This window comes from Ornithobacterium rhinotracheale DSM 15997, assembly GCF_000265465.1.
Taxonomy (GTDB): Bacteria; Bacteroidota; Bacteroidia; order Flavobacteriales; family Weeksellaceae; genus Ornithobacterium; species Ornithobacterium rhinotracheale.
The window spans coordinates 877764-898239 of record NC_018016.1 but is presented as its reverse complement, the minus strand read 5'-3'; the positions used below and the strand labels follow the sequence as shown (position 1 = coordinate 898239).

16 protein-coding genes are annotated in these 20476 nt (G+C 39.2%); 14 read left to right on the top strand and 2 right to left on the bottom strand.

Features of this window, described 5'->3' with window-relative positions:
- Positions 1–47 precede the first annotated feature (47 nt).
- From ORNRH_RS04175 to ORNRH_RS04165, 3 genes are all read left to right on the top strand, one after another.
- On the top strand, positions 48–1793 hold the full coding sequence (locus ORNRH_RS04175) for an ABC transporter ATP-binding protein (protein WP_014790660.1): 1746 nt from the start codon (positions 48–50) through the stop codon (positions 1791–1793).
- Positions 1794–1889: 96 nt separating this feature from the next.
- Complete coding sequence (locus tag ORNRH_RS04170; RefSeq protein ID WP_036601502.1) at positions 1890–4475, top strand: DNA gyrase/topoisomerase IV subunit A; 2586 nt, start codon at positions 1890–1892, stop codon at positions 4473–4475.
- A gap of 6 nt (positions 4476–4481) precedes the next feature.
- The gene (locus tag ORNRH_RS04165; protein WP_014790658.1) at positions 4482–5045 is read left to right on the top strand and encodes a rhomboid family intramembrane serine protease; all 564 of its coding nucleotides are present in this window, start codon (positions 4482–4484) and stop codon (positions 5043–5045) included.
- A 1135-nt stretch (positions 5046–6180) separates the two neighbouring features.
- On the opposite strand, the gene ORNRH_RS04155 is transcribed toward ORNRH_RS04165, so the two are convergent.
- Positions 6181–7071, bottom strand: coding sequence for an IS982 family transposase (locus ORNRH_RS04155; protein ID WP_042275197.1), 891 nt, complete (start codon positions 7069–7071; stop codon positions 6181–6183).
- Between the two features lie 132 nt (positions 7072–7203).
- Here ORNRH_RS04155 and ORNRH_RS04150 point away from each other — a divergent pair, with 132 nt between their 5' ends.
- The 11 genes from ORNRH_RS04150 to ORNRH_RS04100 all read left to right on the top strand — a co-directional run bounded on the left by ORNRH_RS04150 (position 7204) and on the right by ORNRH_RS04100 (position 18976).
- A complete protein-coding gene (locus ORNRH_RS04150; RefSeq protein ID WP_014790656.1) occupies positions 7204–8922 on the top strand; it encodes an FISUMP domain-containing protein in 1719 nt (572 codons plus the stop codon).
- 65 nt (positions 8923–8987) lie between these two features.
- On the top strand, positions 8988–9380 hold the full coding sequence (locus ORNRH_RS04145; protein ID WP_014790655.1) for an HU family DNA-binding protein: 393 nt from the start codon (positions 8988–8990) through the stop codon (positions 9378–9380).
- A gap of 343 nt (positions 9381–9723) precedes the next feature.
- Positions 9724–10749, top strand: a complete 1026-nt coding sequence (locus ORNRH_RS04140) for a rod shape-determining protein (protein WP_014790654.1) — start codon at positions 9724–9726, stop codon at positions 10747–10749.
- Positions 10750–10770: 21 nt separating this feature from the next.
- Entirely contained in the window at positions 10771–11613 is an 843-nt protein-coding gene (gene mreC, locus ORNRH_RS04135; RefSeq protein ID WP_014790653.1) for a rod shape-determining protein MreC, read from the top strand.
- A complete protein-coding gene (gene mreD, locus ORNRH_RS04130) occupies positions 11600–12118 on the top strand; it encodes a rod shape-determining protein MreD (protein ID WP_014790652.1) in 519 nt (172 codons plus the stop codon). Before mreC ends, mreD begins: the two co-directional genes overlap by 14 nt.
- A complete protein-coding gene (locus ORNRH_RS04125; protein ID WP_014790651.1) occupies positions 12119–14017 on the top strand; it encodes a peptidoglycan D,D-transpeptidase FtsI family protein in 1899 nt (632 codons plus the stop codon).
- On the top strand, positions 14004–15527 hold the full coding sequence (gene rodA, locus ORNRH_RS04120) for a rod shape-determining protein RodA (protein WP_036601281.1): 1524 nt from the start codon (positions 14004–14006) through the stop codon (positions 15525–15527). Before ORNRH_RS04125 ends, rodA begins: the two co-directional genes overlap by 14 nt.
- A gap of 64 nt (positions 15528–15591) precedes the next feature.
- Positions 15592–16563, top strand: a complete 972-nt coding sequence (locus ORNRH_RS04115) for a polyprenyl synthetase family protein (protein WP_014790649.1) — start codon at positions 15592–15594, stop codon at positions 16561–16563.
- Positions 16564–16572: 9 nt separating this feature from the next.
- Positions 16573–17568 carry a GSCFA domain-containing protein gene (locus ORNRH_RS04110; RefSeq protein ID WP_014790648.1) on the top strand — a complete coding sequence of 332 codons (996 nt, stop codon included), beginning with the start codon at positions 16573–16575 and terminating at the stop codon, positions 17566–17568.
- A complete protein-coding gene (locus ORNRH_RS04105; RefSeq protein WP_014790647.1) occupies positions 17558–18331 on the top strand; it encodes a TatD family hydrolase in 774 nt (257 codons plus the stop codon). The genes ORNRH_RS04110 and ORNRH_RS04105 overlap by 11 nt, the downstream gene beginning before the upstream one ends.
- Positions 18332–18976 (top strand): SanA/YdcF family protein, encoded by a 645-nt coding sequence (locus ORNRH_RS04100; RefSeq protein WP_014790646.1) that lies wholly within the window; start codon positions 18332–18334, stop codon positions 18974–18976. It abuts the gene before it with no gap.
- A gap of 4 nt (positions 18977–18980) precedes the next feature.
- On the opposite strand, the gene ORNRH_RS04095 is transcribed toward ORNRH_RS04100, so the two are convergent.
- Entirely contained in the window at positions 18981–20465 is a 1485-nt protein-coding gene (locus tag ORNRH_RS04095) for an ion transporter (protein WP_014790645.1), read from the bottom strand.
- Between the last annotated feature and the right edge of the window lie 11 nt (positions 20466–20476).

Genomic DNA, 20476 nt, shown 5'->3' with positions numbered 1-20476 from the left:
TTTTAATTAATTTTGCCCCGCAAATGAAGTTTTGAATTGATCCTTGTATGAAAGAGCTTTTAAGTCTAAATAAATATTTATATAAATACCGTGGTCGTTTATTCCTTGGAACACTGTTCATTATAGGGCTAAACTTTTTTATGGTATATAAGATTAGATATGTAGGAAAGGCGGTAAACTTTATCAAAGCTTCATTGAGTAGTGGTGAGACGGAGCAGATCAGCCAATTGTGGTACTATGGTGCGTTGATTATCTTATTGCCTTTGGTTGCGGTGTTTCTCCAATTTTTGATGCGTCAAACCATCATTGTGGCGTCTCGCCATATGGAATATGATTTGAAAAATGTTATTTATGAGCATTATCAAGAGCTAGACACAGCTTTTTATAAAAACAATCGAATTGGAGATTTGATGAATCGCATTAGCGAAGATGTGAGCTATGTCCGTATGTATTTAGGGCCTGGTATCATGTATCCTATCAACTTATTGGCAATGTCGGTGATTTTGGTCATTGAGATGCTTTCGATTGATAAAACAATGACGCTTTTCACTTTGTTGCCTTTACCGTTTTTGTCGGTTTTGGTGTATTTTTTAAGTAGTAAAATCAATCGAAAAAGCCGAGAACTACAAGCCGAGCAATCCAATTTGTCGGCCTTTGTGCAAGACATGTTTTCGGGCATTCGTGTAATAAAGTCCTTTAGTAAAGAAAAAAGTGTTAAAGCTAATTATGCCAAAAATGTAAAAAAATACAAGCACAAAGCCATAGAGCTCGCTAATATTGATGCGTTTTTCACTCCTTTGGTTGTAGTAATCATTGGCGTGAGTCAAATCGTGATTTTGTATGTAGGGGGAATGCGCTACATCAATGGTCAAATTCAAGAAATTGGTACACTTGCACAATTCTTTATGTATTTAAATATGCTTATATGGCCATTTACATCGCTAGGTTGGGTGTCTATGGTGGTGCAGAGAGCCTCTAGCTCTATGAAGCGTATCAATGAGTTTTTAAATACAGAGCCATCGGTGCAAAATACGGGGACGATTAAATCTAAAATTCAAGGTAAAATTAATTTTGAAAATGTAGATTTCGTCTACGATAATACAGGGATTCAGGCATTGAAAAATGTTACTTTTGAGGTTCCTGCGGGCGAAACGCTTGCTATTTTAGGCAAAACAGGATCTGGGAAAACTACTATTGCTGAATTGATTTCGCGCTTATATGACCCAACAAATGGGGTGGTGAAGGTTGACGACCAGGATTTAAAATCTTATGATTTGTTTGCGCTAAGGGATCAAATCGGGGTGGTGCCACAAGAGGCTTTTTTGTTTTCTACAAGTTTGCGAGAAAATTTGAATTTTGGAGCAGATGAGGATACGCTAGAGCTAGCGAGAGAATATGCAGAAAAGGCTGATTTGCATGAGAATATAGAGTGCTTTAGAGAAGGATATGATACAGTTGTAGGAGAGCGTGGAGTTACGCTTTCGGGCGGACAAAAGCAGCGTCTTTCCATTGCGCGTGCTTTGATAAAAAAGCCTAAAATTCTAATTTTTGATGACAGCCTTTCTGCCGTGGATACCGAAACAGAAACCACAATTTTAAACAATATTAAGCAAGAGTCGGAAGGGAAGACGACTATAATCATCACGCACCGAGTTTCTTCGGCTAAGCATGCACACCAAATCATCGTTTTGGATTGTGGCGAAATCATTGAGCGCGGAACGCACCAAGATTTAATGGATTTAGGCGGAATTTATAGCGAAATGTACACGCAACAAACACAAATGCAAGACTAATTTTTGACCAAAGCTTTCAAGCTTTAGCCTAAAAAACTTAATAAAAATCTGTATATTTGTGCTTTTAAATTTTTAGCCTAATTCTAAATATACATGATGGATTCAACCCCCGAAAATAAAACTGGAGAGTCTACCAAGAAGATAGCGGAAATGTACAAAGAATGGTTTTTGGACTATTCTTCTTATGTGATTTTATCGCGTGCAATTCCTTCTATTTACGATGGGCTTAAGCCCGTGCAGCGTCGTATTCTACACTCTATGCGAGAGATGGAGGACGGGCGCTACAACAAGGTGGCAAACATCGTGGGGAACACCATGAAATATCACCCGCACGGGGATTCCTCCATTGGTGGAGCCTTGGTGCAAATAGGGCAAAAGAATTTACTCATCGATAAGCAGGGAAACTGGGGAAACATCTTCACGGGAGATGTAGCGGCGGCGTCTCGTTATATTGAGGCGCGTTTAACCAAGTTTGCGCTGGAAGTGGTCTTTAATCCCAAGACTACCGAGTGGCAAAATTCTTACGATGGAAGAAATAAAGAACCTATAAATTTACCGATTAAATTCCCTTTGCTTTTAGCACAAGGTGTGGAGGGGATTGCGGTGGGGCTTTCTACGCAGATTTTGCCGCATAACTTCAACGAGTTGATAGATGCTTCTATTAAGCATTTAAGAGGAAAGAAGTTTGAATTGTATCCTGATTTCCAAACAGGGGGTATGATCGATGTTTCGGACTACAACGACGGTGAGCGTGGCGGACGCGTTAGAATCCGAGCTAAAATTACGCAAGAAGATAAATCTACACTCAAGATTTCAGATATTCCGTATGGGCAAACAACATCTTCGGTAATTGCAAGTATTTTGAGTGCCAATGAAAAGGGAAAAATCAAAATTCGTAAAGTAGAGGATAATACTGCCGAGAAAGTCGAAATTCTGGTGCATCTGAGCAATAATGTTTCGCCAGACAAAATGATTGATGCCTTGTATGCTTTTACAAGCTGTGAGGTTTCTCTTTCGCCCAATGCCTGCGTGATTGTAGATAAAAGACCAGAATTTTTATCGGTTTCGCAAATATTAAAACTTAATACCCAAAATACGGTAGAGCTACTCAAGAGAGAGTTAGAAATAGAGCTTGAAGAATTGGAGTATAAATGGCATTTTTCATCGCTTGAAAGAATCTTTATCGAAAACAGAATTTATCACGACATTGAGCAAGAAGAAACTTGGGAAGGAGTGATCCGAGCCATAGATGAGGGCTTGAAACCGCATATTTCACACTTGCGCCGTCCTGTAACCGAGGAAGATATTGTAAAACTCACCGAAATCAGAATTAAGCGTATTTCTAAATTTGATTTAGACAAAGCACAACAATATATCGAGTCTTTGGAAGAGCAAATTGCTGCGGTTAAAAATAATTTAGATAACTTAATCGAGTATGCCATAGATTACTTTAAGCGACTTAAAGAAAAATATGGAAAAGACAAGCAACGCCTCACCGAAATTCGCCCATTTGAGGACATCGACGCAACCAAAGTAGCCGCTGCCAATGTCCGCTTATATGGCAACTTTGCCGAAGGTTTTATCGGGACAGGAAGTGCAATGCGCAAAGATGAATTTTTGTTTGAATGCTCAGATATTGATGATATCATCACATTCCGCCGAAATGGTAGCATGATGGTTACCAAAGTAGATGATAAAACATTTATAGGCAAAGACATAATCCACTGTGCAGTGTGGAAGAAAAAGGACAAACGCACGATTTACAATGTCGTTTACCGCATGGGGAAAACAGGACCTTATTACCAGAAAAGATTTTCGGTAACCAGTATTATCCGAGACAAGGAATACCCTATTGCCAGCGATATCGATGGTTCGCAAATTCTGTATTTTTCAGCAAATCCAAACGGGGAGGCAGAAGTGGTACAAGTTTTATTGAACCAAAGAGCAAGGCTTAAAAAACTTAAATTTGAATTAGATTTCGCAGATTTAGCCGTAAGAGGAAAGCTTACAAAAGGGAATTTGGTGTCTAAGCACCCGATCAAAAAAATCGAACTCAAGGAGCATGGCGTGTCTACATTGGCACCAAGAAAAATTTGGTTTGATGAGGCAGTGAAAAGGCTAAATGTAGAAGGAAGAGGAAAATACCTTGGAGCATTCCGTGGAGAGGATAAGATATTAACAATCAATAGTGAGGGGGTAGCACAGCTTACCAATTTTGATTTGACTAATCACTATGATGATAATCTCCTATTTATCGAAAAATGGATTCCAGAAAAGCCAATCTCTTGCGTTTATTACGACAGCGAGCGCGAGCGTTATTATGTGAAACGCTTTGTGCTAGAAGATAGCTTAAAAGAGCAACCATTCTATTTCTTAGAAGACAATAAATCTTTCATAGAATTTATTTCTGTGGATAGAATCCCGCAGATTGAGATTGTTTTCAAAAAAGTAAACGGCAACGAGCGCGAGCCAGAAATTGTGAATTTGGAGGAATTTATCGCCGTAAAAGGAATTACTGCGATGGGCAACCAGCTCACAACCTATGATGTTAAGAAAATTGTGCCGCTTGAGCCAATTCCATACGAGGAACCTGAACCAGAAGAGGAAAACAAAGAGGAAGAAGATGAGGATTCTTATGATTTAGAGCCAAAACAAGCATCGCTTTTTGACGACGAAGAATAACATTTCATGGGAGAATATATAACTTATTTTATCATAGGGCTCACGGTTTTTACCAGTTGGCAAGCATGGGAACGACCAGAATTGTTCGATCGGTTTAAATTTCAAATGTCTGCGATTTTAGACCAAAAGCAGTACGATCGTATTTTTACATCAGGCTTTATTCATGCAGATGGTATGCATTTGTTTTTCAATATGTTTGCTCTGTATGTGTTTATGCCTGTGGTGTTATATGTATTTTCGATTCAGGCAACACTGTTGATTTATATTTTAGCCATACTGAGTGGGAATTTACTCACGATTTTGGTGCATCATAAAGATCGCTGGCACAACGCAGTAGGAGCTTCGGGCGGTGTTTCGGGGATTGTGTTTGCGGGTATCATATTGTTTCCTCAGATGCCTTTGCAAATTGTGTTTATGCCATTTTTTAGTTTTCCTGCGTGGCTATTTGGTGTGGTTTATTTAGCCTATTCCGCCTTTGGAATGAAAAGAAATTTAGGCAATCTCGGGCATGCTGCCCACATAGGAGGTAGCTTGGTGGGGATTATCATAGGCTTATACTTAAAATATTAGATCAAAAAACTTTAACACCCTAAGAGCTTGTAGTTCCTAAAACTTTTTATAGCTTTGCCCCTGTCTATGAAACAGCGTGTGCCACATATAATGAATTATGATAAATTTAACAACTTTTTCTTGCTTAGTTCGAGAAAAAGTGCAAACACACACGCACACACAATTATATACCTTATAATATAGTTTGTCTATTTGCTTGTGCAAATGCTTCTTTCCTTTATTTAAAAACCAAAAATATTGTTGCTAGCTTGTTGCTAGCTATACTATATTGTATAAAGAGACTAAAGCCAAAGTTCCGTTTAGGAGCTTTGGCTTTATGTTTTTTTACAAAGAAATGTTTTTGCAGTGCCCCACACTGTAAAATACTTTTTTTCATATACTCTCGTGGAACGCGCTTCCTAGTAGAATGTTTTTTTTCATACTTAATTTTTTTGGTCGAGAGACTAAAAGAGTTATGGAGAAATGTTCGCTATGAGAATAGCCGACATTGTTTTTAAGTTTTAGCCTTGCTGTAGTATTCCCTAATACTGCAGTAAGGCTTTTTTGATTAAAAGAAAATACAGCTTTACAGCTGTAATCGATATAAATGAGAAGTTCTTTGGGATTTTGTATAGTGCTAGTGTCTTCTTTCTTGTTCTTTTGGCTTGACCCAAAAGAACGAAAAAGTCAAGAGCGAAGGCAGCGGTTTGCCTGCGGCACGGGGTTCGCCTCCGCTATTTGAAAGCTTTGGCTTTCAAGTTCGCTATGGAGGCTCTCCCTAAACCTGCCTTCACTCACCACCACGCGTAAGCTTCAACATTCCCACTCAAATAAAGCGAAGCCTTAATGAGCAAGTGCATGGGCAGTAGGCGGAGCGGAGCGCGTCCGAGGGATGAGCCTAGGGAGAAAGGGAGGCAAGCCCGCGTAGTCCTACGGTACGCAGTAGCCCATTTCACTTGCTCTTGATTCACATACTCTGCTCTCGCAGACTTTTCAACTTTTTTCATCAAGGAAAAAAGTTGGTTGAAAGAAGAAGTTTGCAAAAGCGGAGTATATGGAGTAATCGTAAAGAGAGAGGTGAATTAGCCCTGCAAAAGGAAACACTATACAAAATCCCGTGTAATATAAAGAAAAATAAAAAGTACCCGTTGTGCATTTAGCACAAATTCACTTTAATTTTGTTCAAATCTCTCTTGAATACGAAAAAATTGAGATACTGAATCATGGTAAAAGAAGTGATTTTTGACAGTATTCTTGTAATGAATCCCTGAAAAGTTTTGGCTAAGTTGATGCCCATTAAAAACTGTCCGCACAGCTGGGAAAAATTCGTCTCAATACGTTTTCTAATTCTTGATTTGACTTTTGGAAACGCTACAAAATCATGCTGGTTTTTCCGCATCGGAACGGATAAATTGATGTTAGAACAGTTAAATAAATCCAGTTGAATTTCCTTGCTGATATAGCCTCTATCCCCGATTAACTCACAGTTTTTAAAGTCTTCTTTGATGTCTTTCAGGTAGTTGACATCATGGACATTAGCAGGTGTAAAATCAAAGGAATGAAAGATGCCATTTTTGTCGCAAACCGCATGAAGTTTGTACCCAAAATACTTTGATTTTTTGGCAGCACAATACCCAAATGAGGGGTGTATTTCATCAGTGGAACAGATGGCGGAACGATGGGCTCTACTCACTTTACAAATTTCAATAGGGGTTGAATCTACGATAAAAACATCGGTAAAATCTGAGAATTTTTCACTTAGGGTCTTCCTTATTTTTTCGATGTATGAAAAAAGTTTTCGTTTTCTTTTGTTGTAAACGCTTCTTTCTATTTTGCTGTCTAATTCCGTTCCAGCGATGCGTCTAAATAGCTGAAGTTCAGAGTTTATAGACATATATTCCGCGGTAATATTCAGTGCCACTAATTCCATATCAGACAATTTCGGTTTTCGGATTTTCTTTTTAGTAGGAATATTTTTGCAAGTTTCTTTCAGTTCTTTCAAAATAATTTTGTAGTTTTGTAGTTTTGTATAAGATTGTTCATGTATTTAATCAATTGATAACTAATTAAATATACGACTTTTTAGTCGAATGAACAATCTTTTTTTATTTTTTTCCTAAATGCACAAGGGGTAAAAAGTAATAAATCATAAAGTTTAATTTTAAAAAAGTAAAAGAGTATGAAACGAAGTTTTTATCTTCTAGGAATGTTGCTGTCGGGCGGTGTAGCCCTTGCACAGCAAGATGCAGAGGGGCGTGTAGGGATTAATACCGACTCTCCCCAAGCTACTTTGGACATTGCGGAGTTGAGCAACGTGCCATCGACGCAGCCCCAAGGAGTATCGTTCCCCAATTTTAGTACGGAGGAGCGTGCTAAGTTTGAAAACCCTAAGGTGGGTACAATGATTTTTAACACAACCAAGAAATGTTTAGAGATGTATTTTGGGGTAGTGAATGGGGTACACCAGTGGAGTTGTATTCCTGATGTGAACAATAAGCAGTCTCAAAATGTGAGTGTGGAGCCAGCCGGCTGGAGTGGACAGTTTATTGGTGGCGTAGCATTAAATGGTCAATCGGTTAAGTTTAAGTTAGTGAACAATGGTTTTGTAGGGATAACAAATGTTAATTTTTCTGATGCTGTGAGCATACAGAACGCCTCTAGTGGGGCTTCCAAGCAGGGCAATGTAAGCGTTAAGCAAGGGCAGCACACCAGTGTTTCGTTAAATGGAGGAGAAAGCAGGGTGCTCACCTATCAGTTAGAGGGTACGCCAGAGGCAGGAACCTTAGTAGCTAAATTTGAGAAATTAGGGCTTTCCGCCGACCAGCAAACTGTGGTAGGCTTAGGTTTAGGTTTAGGTTCTGCAAGTGTTGCGAACAAAGACAATTACACGGTGTCTTTGTATTACCAGCCTACTAATACTACTATCCAAGGAAAAATAAATAACGGAGCAGAAAAAGTAACGATAAAAATCCCATATACCAATGGGAAAGGCTCATATAATGCTGTAAACATTAACAACATAAGAACCGCACCAGGGCAAGGTGGTGATGTAAATAATTTAAGCCTCTCTATCCCTGCGGGTAACTTTGGGGTAACAGGTGAGTTAGAGGCAACGATTACGGTGAGCGGTAGCGACCAAGAGTATTTGGTAAGGCAGTTAGCCCCTGGGGATTCGTATGATATAGCCACATTTAATGTAGATATAAACGGAAGTAGAGCAACTGTAGTATTAAAAGGCATAGGCGGTATCCCAGATAAGAAGTTTGGGGTGGAAACCAATGGTAAATTAGAGCACCAGTTTATCTATATTCCTATCACAGGACCAGATGGTAGAACATGGTTAAATAACAATTTAGGAGCGGATTATGCTAATGTTAATTCTCGACACTTTAATCCAACCCAGCAGGCTACAAGTAAGACTGATTATAAGGCATATGGTTCGTTGTTTCAGTGGGGAAGAGAGGCAAATGGACATGAGTTAGTAGATTGGACAAGTTCCACTTCAGGACGTGTAGTACATTCAAATCTGTCTTGGAGTAGCGATATGTCGTCAAGTTTAACCACTTATCATGATCCATGTCCAAATGGGTATCATACGCCTACGGAGCAGGAGTTAAGAAATTTATATAATACAATTGTGGGAAAAAGTTTAAGTGGAACAAATTCTTCTAATTCAGATAAAATGTGGAGTGAGCGTCAGTTAAATCTTCCCGCTGCAGGCTACCGCCGCTACACCCTTGGTTCGCAGTTCAACTACGCAGGTAGCAGCGGCTACTACTGGTCGTCTACGCAGGATGGTAGCGGCAACGCATGGGAGTTGTACTTCAACTCGAGCAGTAGCGGCATGAGCGATTTCAGCCGTTCCTTCGGGCAGCCGGTTCGTTGCCTCAAGGATTAGCACCGAAAAAGCAGAGGACATTAAGTAATATAAATAAACAATTATAAATAGAAATAATAAAAAATATGAGCATAAAATACAATGTAATTCAGCGAAGAAACCCAAGCAAGCCAGAAGAACCACAAAAATACTATGCCGTGGTGGCAAGCGATGGAGAAATGGATATAGCCCAGCTCGTTAAGCAAATTGAGAAGTTTTCGGCACTCAGCGAGGCAGATATTCGTGGCGTTATCATTGCGCTAGAGAATGTAATTCAAGACGCCTTGGCAGCGGGCAAAATCGTTCGTTTAGATAAGCTCGGCTCGCTCTATGCCACTTTAAGCAGTGGAGCGGCAGATACAGAGAAAGATTTTCATTCGGGCTTAATCAAAAAGGTAGGGGTAAACTACCGCCCAGGCAAGCGTATCCTAGATAGCATGAAGGCGGCAGGCTTTGAGCGTATCAAGAAAAACAGTTAGTATTATACAGTATTAGTATAAAAACCCAAGGGCAGTACATAGAGTGCTGCCCTTGTTTTGTGAGGAGAGTTGCCCACGAGGCTATAAACTCTCTGCACGGAGTTGCTAAAGTCTGTGCAGAGAGTTTGGGAACTCCGTGCAGAGACTTGGTAAACTTTGTGCACAGAGTTGGGGGAGTATTCCCAGAGAGTTTGTCGCGATGTAAATACTTGAAAGATAAGAGCTGCAGAAACTATAAAATAATAACAAACTTTTTTTGCTTATAATAGCATGATATTTAGGTAGAAATATTAATTTTGCAGAGAGAAAATAATTAACATCAAAAATACTGTATAATAGAAGCATGGGCTTATTCAATTTCTTTACAAAAGATATCGCAATAGACTTAGGTACTGCAAATACCTTAATCATTCATAATAATAAAGTAGTAGTAGATCATCCGTCCATTGTAGCCATCGATCGCCAATCAGGGAAATTAATCGCCGTGGGGCACGAGGCTAAAAGAATGCAAGGGAAAACACATGATGACATCAAGATCGTGCGTCCTTTGAAAGATGGGGTAATCGCTGATTTTGAGGCGTCTGAGAAAATGATTAGAGAATTTATCTCTATGATTCCAGGCTTAAAAGGCGGAATGTTTGCGCCAGCACTTAGAATGGTGATCTGTATCCCTTCGGGCATCACGCAAGTGGAGCGTAGAGCGGTAAAAGATTCGGCATTGCATGTAAATGCCAAGGATATACGCCTTATTTATGAGCCTATGGCAGCCGCTATTGGAGTAGGGATAGATATCCAGCAACCAGAAGGAAACATGATCATCGATATAGGAGGCGGTACCACAGAAATCGCGGTGATTTCGCTAGGAGGTATCGTGGTAGACCAATCGGTGAAAATTGCAGGAGATATCTTTACCAATGATATAGCTTATCATTTAAGAACGCACCACAACCTATATGTGGGAGAGCGTACTGCGGAAAGAATCAAAATCGAAATCGGTTCGGCATTAGAAGAATTAGAGCACGAGCCAGATGATATCTATGTGCAAGGTCGAGACCTGATTACAGGTAAGCCTAAAGAAGTAGTGGTAAACTATAAAGAAGTAGCACGAGCTTTGGATAACTCTATTTCTCGTATTGAGGATGCTGTAATGGAAACTTTGTCCAAGACACCACCAGAGTTGGCAGCAGATATCCACAACACGGGTGTTTATATGGCGGGCGGAGGCTCAATGCTTCGCGGGCTAGATCAGCGAATTTCTAAAAAAACAGGATTGCCGGTATTCTTGGCAGAAGATCCGTTGCGTGCCGTAGTAAAGGGAACAGGTATCGCTTTGAAAAATATGGATAAATTCACTTTCTTAGAGCGATAGATATATAGAGTTCTCGTCGGAATGCAGTTTTTAGTCAATCTACTCTCAAAAATAGGTGTTTTTGTGCTCTTTCTCCTGCTGGAGGGAGTGGCAGTGTTTCTTATGTTTACACAGGGTGGATACCACAAGGGGGCAATAGGAGAGAAAATGATGAGCGTAGATGGCTATGTTTCAGGTAAAATAGCAAAAGTTTCACATTTCTTTGATTTGCCGGAGGAAAACGAAGCCCTAGCACAAGAAAACGCTTTGTTGAGGCAGTCTCTCAAAAATTTACAATCTAGCCCTGCACAGGGGATAAGCCTAAAGGATTCTACACTATTGTACCCGTTTAAATACTTTCCTGCACAGGTGGTAGATTACTCTTTAAGAAAGAGAGATAATTATTTCTTGATTAACAAAGGAGCGGCAGATGGCATAAAAGAAGACATGGCTGTGCTTTCGCTCGATGGGCTTGTAGGCGTAGTGTTTTCAACCTCTAAGCACTATGCGTTGGTATTGTCTATCCTGCATTCCAAGACCAATATCAAGGCTAAAGTAAAAAACTTAGATTATTTTGGGATTATTCAATGGCCAGGCGAAGATCACAGGATTCTTGAGCTCACAGAAATTCCCAAATATTTGAATGTAAAGGTGGGAGACACCGTCGTTACCGCGGGAGCATCTGCAGTGTATCCAGAGGGGGAGCTCATCGGTAGAGTTTCAAAACTGAGCCCCAATCCACAAACAGGAGATTACAACATAGAGGTTACTACATTCAACGATTTAGCCAGAGTTAAAAATGTATATGTAGTAGAGGATTTAGAAAGACCAGATATTCAACAAGCAAAAGCCAAAGAAGAGGAGTTAGCCAATGGTACAGAGTAGTTTAGCCAATGTAGGGAAAATGATATTTTTCATACTACTGCAAGTCCTAATTTTTAATAATATAAATTTTTGGGGCTATGCCAATCCTTACATTTATATATTGTTTATATTAACGCTTCCTTCTAGCACCAATCGCTATGCACTCTTGCTCTATGCCTTTGCCATAGGTTTTGCCATAGATGTTTTTGAGCACACAGGCGGTGTGAATGCCTTTGCCACGGTTTTGGTAGCTTATCTCAGAAATCCATTGATTAATCTTTTATCCAATCAAAATGTAGACGAACTAGGAAATTCCAAATTTGCGAATTTCTCCTTTTTGCAATGGAGCGTTTACATCGTTGTGCTGATATTAATTCAGCATTTAAGCATTGATTTAATTGAAAGTTTGCAGTGGCATAATTTCTGGCTAATTGTAGAGCGTAGCCTTATCGGAACCTTAATAAGCATAATACTTTCGGCAATTTATATTTTATCTTTTCCTCCTAAAAGACAGAGCGAAATATAAATGAAAAGAACAGCCCTTTTTTATTTTTTAATCATAGCTATCAGCCTCAGCTTCATAGCGCGTTTGGCATATCTTCAGCTTTTTACCGATCGCTATATCCTCAATGCATTCAACACCTCGATCAAAAGAGAAATCATTTATCCCAAAAGAGGAGACATTCTTGATCGGAACGGGAAATTACTCGTAACCAATAGCTGGGATTATGAGTTGCAAATTACCCCTCTCTTGCTAGAAAAGGGATTTGACACGATTCAGTTTTGTAAACTGATAGGAATCTCCCGAGAAGAATTTGACCAAAAAATGGCTGAAATCAAAGCCATCAAAGGATACACCAAAGTAGGGACTTTTACACTTATCAAAGGGATTAATCGAGAGGATTTTACACGCTTTCAGGAGCAAATGTATAAGTATCCCGCCATTGATGTGGTGCAAAAGCCTAAACGAGAATACCGCGTTTCGGGCGGAGGAAATGTTTTGGGCTACATTCAAGAGGTGAGTCCTAGTTACATTAAAAAAGACTCTTCTTATTACGATCCAGGGGATTTGGCAGGAATGTCTGGCGTAGAGAAGTCTTATGAAAAAGTATTGAGAGGAAAAAAAGGCTTCAAATATTTAAAAAAAGATATTCGCCTGCGCACCATTGGAGCATATGAAAATGGCGATAAAGATGTTCAAGTAGAAAACGGAAAGGTGCTCAATCTAAGTATAGATTATGACCTGCAAGAATACGCAGAGTCTTTGTTGCAAAACAAGCGAGGTGCTGTAGTAGCCATAGAGCCCAAAACAGGCGAAATTTTAGCCTTGGCATCGTCTCCTTCTATCGACCCGAGACGCTATAATGTGCCTGGGGAAATCTCAAGAATGATGCGAGATTCCATCAACAAAATCATGTATGATAGAGCATTGCAAGCAGCCTATCCGCCAGGTTCGCCTTTCAAAATCCTAACAGGGCTTTCTGCCTTTCAGCTAGGCGTGGCAGATTCTGCCAAAGTATATACCTGTCATCACGGCTTTTATTATAGTAGATCCCACATGAATTGCCATTGCGGTAGAGGAGCTTTAAAAATAGAAACCGCCATAGAGCGTTCGTGTAACTCCTATTTCTCCAAGGCTTGGATAGATATTCTTAAAAAAGACTTTATTAATATAGAACACAGTATTGATGACTGGGCAGATATTATGCACAGCTTTGGATTAGGTAAATTCCTCGGTACCGACATGCCAGTGGGGAGCAAAGGGAATATACCTACTTCAAAATACTATAACCGATTTTTGGGTAAAGGCAAATGGAAACCGTATAGCGTTGTTTCCAACGGAATTGGGCAGGGCGAAATTCTTTTAACCCCAATTCAAATGGCAAATTTTGCCGCTGCGGTGGCGAATAAAGGCTATTATTATACGCCACATATCGTCAAAAAAATAGACGGCGAGCCATTGTACGACACGCTTTATACCAAGAAACATTATGTAAAAGTAGATCCTAAACTTTTCCCTCCCTTCCTAAAGGGAATGGAATATGTGTTTAGCCGAGCAGGAACGGCAAGGGCATATTATTCTAAAAGATTTACCCAAGCTGGGAAAACGGGAACTTCCCAAGTTTCACAAGGTCCCGATCATTCTCTATTTGTAATTATAGCTCCTGTCGAAAATCCCAAAATCGTAGTTGCCGTAGTGGTGGAAAACGGTGTGTGGGGAGCTCGCTGGGCGGCACCAATTGCGAGTTTGGTGGCAGAGAAATACCTCTTTGGCGAAGTAGAGAAAGGAAGTAGAAAATCCTTAGAAAATAGAATGATAAAAGGAGATTTAACTCCTACTTATCGTAAGATGGAAATAGATCGCCTAAAAAGATTGGGCTGGTATGTAGAACCTCCAAAAGTAGATAGCCTTGCAGTCAAGTAGATTTTATAACGGAATAGATTGGCCAGTGATTTTGATGGTGCTGGTAATTATGGCATTTGGTGTGGCAAACATTTATAGTGTAGACCCAGACTATGGTGTCAAGCAAATCGTGCGTATAGGATTAGGTTTTGGAATGATTTTCTTTTTTATGATTATCACTTCCTTTACCAAAAACTTTTTTGATATTTACGCCTTTCTCTTTTACATAGCAGGCGTGCTTTCGCTTGTGGGCGTGCTCTTTGTGGGAAAAGAAATCAACGGGGCAAAAGCGTGGTATTCCATTGGGGGCGTGGGGATTCAGCCCGTGGAGCTGATGAAAATTGCCACGGGATTGATGATTGCGCACACACTCAATATCCCGTCTAATGATATACGCGAGCCCAAAACTTTTTTGATGTGCATGGGCTTTATCGCCATTCCTGCCGTGCTGATTTTATTGCAGCCCGATGTGGGATCGTTATTCGTATTTGGAGCGTTTTTCTTAGCCATGTATCGCGAGGGCATGTCTCCCTTTTTCTTATTAATCCCGATTGGATTAGGCGGCGTTTTCTTAATGTCCGTTGTGTGGGATAGTAGTTTGCTCATCGCAGGAATAGGATTTGTATTTTGGCTGATTATTACACTTTTTACCCTGTTTTCTGGGCGAAACAAACTTTCATTTCGTGGCATGTATGCCTTGATGGGCTTGTATTTTGGCTTAGGCTTATTTTTTATACTAAATACGATTTTCACTAAATTCTTTTTGCAAGACTTAGGCATAGAAAGCATTATTTCAAGAAAAACCGAAATCATGGTAAATATTTCGTCTCTACTCATGGCGATTATTTGCTTTATCACTTGTTTAGGGATTTATTTAGGCAACCGTGATTATGATACAGGGATTTCGCAATTTGTGAAAATCAAAGCCAGCCACACACGCCAATTTTTATCCTCAGCCTTATTGCTAATCTTCTCTATGGGGATTGTGATGGCAATTAGCTTTAATGCAGATAAAATCCTTGAAAAATTGCCAAAGCACCAGCGCGAGCGAATCATGGTGCTCTTTGAGGGCGAAGGCAAGTATCGAGATACTTCGGGGTATAACTTATTGTATTCCAAAACAGCCATTGGCTCAGGCGAATTGTGGGGCACGGGCTGGAACAAAGGAACCATTACCGATGGGCGTTTTGTGCCCGAGCAGTGGACAGATTATATCTTCTGCACCGTGGGCGAGGAGTGGGGCTTTGTAGGAAGCACCGCCTTAGTATTGCTCTACGCATGCCTTATTGCACGATTGTATTATCTCGCCGAATCCCAAAAAACCACTTTTGCACGATTTTTTGGGTACAGTGTTGCTTCCATTTTGTTGTTGCACTTTTTCATCAACATTGGAATGGTCATCGGATTGTTCCCTACGGTGGGAATCCCGTTGCCGTTTTTAAGCTATGGCGGTAGCTCGCTCTGGGGATTTATGTTTATGCTTTTTATATTTCTAAAATTAAATTACGAGAACAATCAAACTTTAATTTAATAAAGGAATCTTTTGCACAAAAAGACAAAGCACATTATCTTTATCACACTTAAAATTTTTAATCATGACAAAAATAGCCCAATACCAAGAATTAATTCAGCAAGCTTTAACGCAAAATTCACTGATCAAGCAACCCGAAGCATTGTACGAGCCCATGGAATATATCTTGCAATTGGGCGGAAAGCGTTTGCGTCCTACCCTTTGTTTAATGGGCTGCGAATTGTTTGGTGGTGATATAAACGAGGCTTTAAAGCCAAGTTTAGCCATGGAATATTTTCACAACTTTACCTTGATGCACGACGACATTATGGACGATGCGCCGATTCGTAGAGGAAAAGCCACTGTGCATGAGAAATACGATATCAACACTGCATTGCTTTCGGGAGATGCGCTTATGATTAAATCGTATCAATTATTTAATGAATTAAAACCTGAAGTCTTCAAAAAAGTAGTAACGCACTTTAGCCAAATGGCAATAGAGCTTTGCGAAGGGCAGCAATACGACATGAATTTTGAAAACCAAAAAGAAGTGTCCTTTGCCGAATACGAGAAAATGATTACAGGCAAAACAGGCGTGCTCACGGCTTGTGCACTCAAAGTGGGAGCAATGATTGCGGGAGCGTCTGAGGAAGATGCCAATCATTTGTACGACTTTGGGAAATATCTTGGCATTGCCTTTCAGTTAAAAGATGATTTGCTAGATGTTTTTGGGGATAAAGATGCCTTTGGGAAAAAGCACGCGGGCGATATTTTTGAAAACAAAAAAACGATTCTTTACATCAAAGCTTTGGAAAAAGCAGACGAGCGTCAGCGCGATGAATTGGAATATTGGTACGAAATTAAAACCGAAAATATCGATAAAATTTACGCCGTAGAAAAAATATTTAAAGTGCTAAACATCGATGTCGAAGTGGGCGATATGATTAATGAATACACACGCAAAGCCATCGATTCGCTCAATGCGATTCAAGGAAATGTAAATTCAAAAGAAGATTTGGCACAATTTGCACAAAAATTAATTGGGCGTACTTTTTAATCTTTCACTATGGAATTTAGTACCAAAATAAAAATAGAAAATCCAGATTTTAATATTCAGCATAGGGAGCCGCTATTTTCTATGGGCTCTTGCTTTGCCGAAAATATTTATAATAAATTATCTGAGTTTAAATTTCCTGCGATGTGCAATCCGTTTGGGACTTTGTTTCATCCGCTGGCGATAGAAAACGCTTTGATGCGTATTTATTCGCAGCAATTTTACACGCCAAAGGAGATTTTTCACTACAACGATTTATTCTTTAGCTGGGATCATAGCACTAAATTTTCGACCAACAAAGTAGATGATACGCTTGAGAAAATCAATCAAAATATAGAACAAGCACATTTGTTTACCAATCGTGCGCAAGTCTTTATTTTTACTTTGGGCACGGCTTGGGCTTATCATTTAAAAAAAGGAAATTTCTTTGTGGCTAATTGCCATAAAATACCGCAAACTCAGTTTGATAAAATTTTGCTTACCCCAACGCAGGTCATTCAATCGTTGAGAAACATCATTGCACTTTGCAAGGACATTAATCCAGAGGCTAATGTGATTTTTACCATCAGTCCTGTGCGACATGCCAAAGATGGTTTTAGAGAAAATAATTTAAGCAAAGGCACGCTACATTTAGCCATAAATCATGTTTTAAGCGATGAAACGCCTGGTGTGTATTATTTCCCTTCGTATGAAATTGTGCTCGATGAGTTGCGCGATTATCGTTTTTATGACAGGGATATGTTGCACCCTAATCAATTGGCGGTAGAATACATTTGGGAACGATTTGCCGATACTTTCTTTAGCCAAAAAACACAAGAGCTTAACAAAGAAGTGGGCAAAATCAACGCAGCGGTGGCACATCGCCCAATGAACCCGTATGCGATAGAGCATCGTAAATTTTTGTACGACACGCTTAAAAACATCGACCAGCTGGCACTTTCGTTTCCGCCAGATACCTTTAAACAAGAAATAGATAAAATAAAATACCAAATTCAGCATGTATATTGATTCTCACACCCATTTATATTCCGAAGCATTTGAAAACGATGTAGACCAAGTGGTGGAACAAGCCATTTCGCAAGGCGTGGAAAGATTTTTCTTGCCCGCGGTGGATTCCAATACGCACGAAGCTATGTTGTCGCTAGAGGAGCGATATCCCAAGCAAATGTATAGCATGATGGGGCTGCACCCCGTGGATGTGAAACCAGAATCGTATAAGCAAGAATTGGCAACCGTAGAGGAATATTTGGCAAAGAGAGCATTTGCTGCAGTGGGCGAAATCGGGATAGATTTGTATTGGGAACAAAGCACGCTGGGCATTCAGCAAGAGGCTTTTGCACATCAAATTCATTTAGCCAAAAAATATAATCTCCCGATTGTGATTCATTGTCGTGAGGCTTTTGATGAGGTGTTTGAAGTTCTGGAGCAGAATAAGGACGAAAAATTATTCGGGATTTTCCATTGTTTTACGGGGACTTTAGACCAAGCAGAAAAAGCTATTTCCTATGGTTTGAAGTTGGGAATTGGAGGCGTTGTTACTTTTAAAAATGGCAAAATCGATCAATTTTTAAATCAAATTCCATTGGAGCATATCGTGCTCGAAACCGATTCGCCGTATTTGGCACCTACTCCGCACCGAGGCAAGCGAAACGAGAGCAAATACATCCCGCTGATTGCGCAAAAATTGGTAGATGTGTATGGCGTGAGCTTAAAAGAAATCGAGGAAACTACGACTAAAAATTCGTTGGAAATATTTAATTTATATAAATAAATGTTCAAAAAACTGATTTTTCCCATTGGGCTCATTTGTTTGGTGGTATTGTGTATTCCATTTTATACCAATTATCAGGCTTCGCCTTATGTGAAAAATAAAGTAAGCGAACTCTCTCCTCGCACTTTTGCTATTGTGCTAGGAACTGGGCTTAAAAATGGCGGAAAGCCAGGCTACTATTTGCGTAATCGTTTGGATGACGCTATAAGATTGTATCAATCGGGGAAAGTACGCAAAATCCTCATTTCTGGGGACAATAGCACCGAGAATTATGATGAAATTTCGGCAATGAACAATTATTTGCTTCAAAAAGGAATTCCTCAAAACATCATTTTTGGAGACTATGCAGGATTTGATACCTACTCAAGCATGGAACGCGCCGATAAGATTTTTGATATTAAAGACGCTATCATCGTAACGCAAGATTTTCATTTAAAGCGAGCTGTTTTTCTTGCCCGAGAAAAAGGTATCGATGCCGAAGGCTACGCAAGCCAAGTCCTCTATGGCGAAAGGAAATATTTTCCAAGAGAATGGGGTGCTAGCATAAAAGCCTTTTTTGATTGTTTAATCAATCGCACGCCTAAATTCTACGGCGAAAAAGTAGACACTACACAAGGTTCCAACATCGAAACTGAGCAGTTGTAAAAGATTACTTGATATAGATAATTCTTGAATTTTCGGGGATGATCTCATCATTTTTAGGAGAAACATGGGGCGTGTTATCTTTATCAATATAACCGATTAAACTTGCCTCATTCTCAATAAAGTAAAATTTTAAATCCTTTGCCGTACATGGTAAATTTATTTCGCAATCTTCTAGTTTGATTTCATGAATTTTGCTAGAAACATCTTTTGTGGTATTTTTATCTTTATGGCTTACACCTCCAAGAAGATTGTAAAAAATCTCAGAAATATAGCGAGTGTCTAAACAGTTTAAAATGATTTTGGAGTCGATGACTTCTTTGTATAAAATTTCATCTCCTTGAATTTTGTCTCGGATAATTTCTGCGTTTTTCTCCTCTTGAATTTCTGCAATGGTATGGATGTTTTTATTTATTTTTTCGATATTAAATACAGTTAAAACAGTTCTTAAATCTACATCTCTTATCGTATCATGAGGGTGAAATTCGGCAAAAATTACGGCATAGCTGGCTTCTGAAATATTAGCCTTGGCCAAAATTTCGTCATCTGTATAATCTCCATTTATATAGATAACGCCATCTAGGGTATCTTCGATTGTTTTTTCAGAGATTAATACAATTTTATTTCTGTTTTCAATGTTTTTTAATAGCCCTTCAATTACTAATTTAGATGATTTTGTGTACCCACAAATTACGATATGGTTTTTATGTTTAATTTTTCCAATTTTTCCAGATGTTATTGCGTTCATAAGCCCTTGTATTTTAGTTATAATTAAAGATATAAATGTTCCGAAAATTGCCATGTTGAGCAAAAGCAAAAAAGCGGTAAGGATATGTCCTAAAAGCGTGCGTGGAGTGTCGTTTCCAAAGCCTAAAACCTTTACGGCATACCACAAGGCACTGGGATAGGTGTCAAACTCTTCAGAGCCTTCTCCATTTTCTATGAAAAATAAAATAGAAGACACGAAGATAAACGAAAGTGCTGTGAAGATTAATGTAATATAAAAAACTCTTGCGCTTTCCTTCATTCCCTTTATGGCGGCAATGATTCGTTGTTCTTTTAGTAGAACATATAATCTTTTAGCTCTGAGTAGTCTAAATAATCTTAAAATTCTAAAACTTTTAAATACTCTAAAAGCTTTAATCCCAGGTAAGATAGCTAGGAAATCGACTACCGTCATAGGTCTTTTTAACCAATCCACTTTTTGGTATATAGCATAAGCGGCGCCATTCTTTTTCCAATCTTCTCTGAAATTACTGCACACATAGCCCCTTAGAAGAAACTCAATGATGAAAAAAACTGTAATCACTAAATCAACTTCTAATAGCAAAGGTGATAACTCCCCATTTTTACTTTCAATAAAAAAGAGAATAATCGAGGTAAGGATTACGATTGCAAGTATAATATCAAAAATAGCACGAGGCGTGCTATAGTTGCTGTCGTTTTCAAGTAAATTGTATAATTTTTTCTTGAACTGAATTTGCCTTTTCATAAATTCTACAA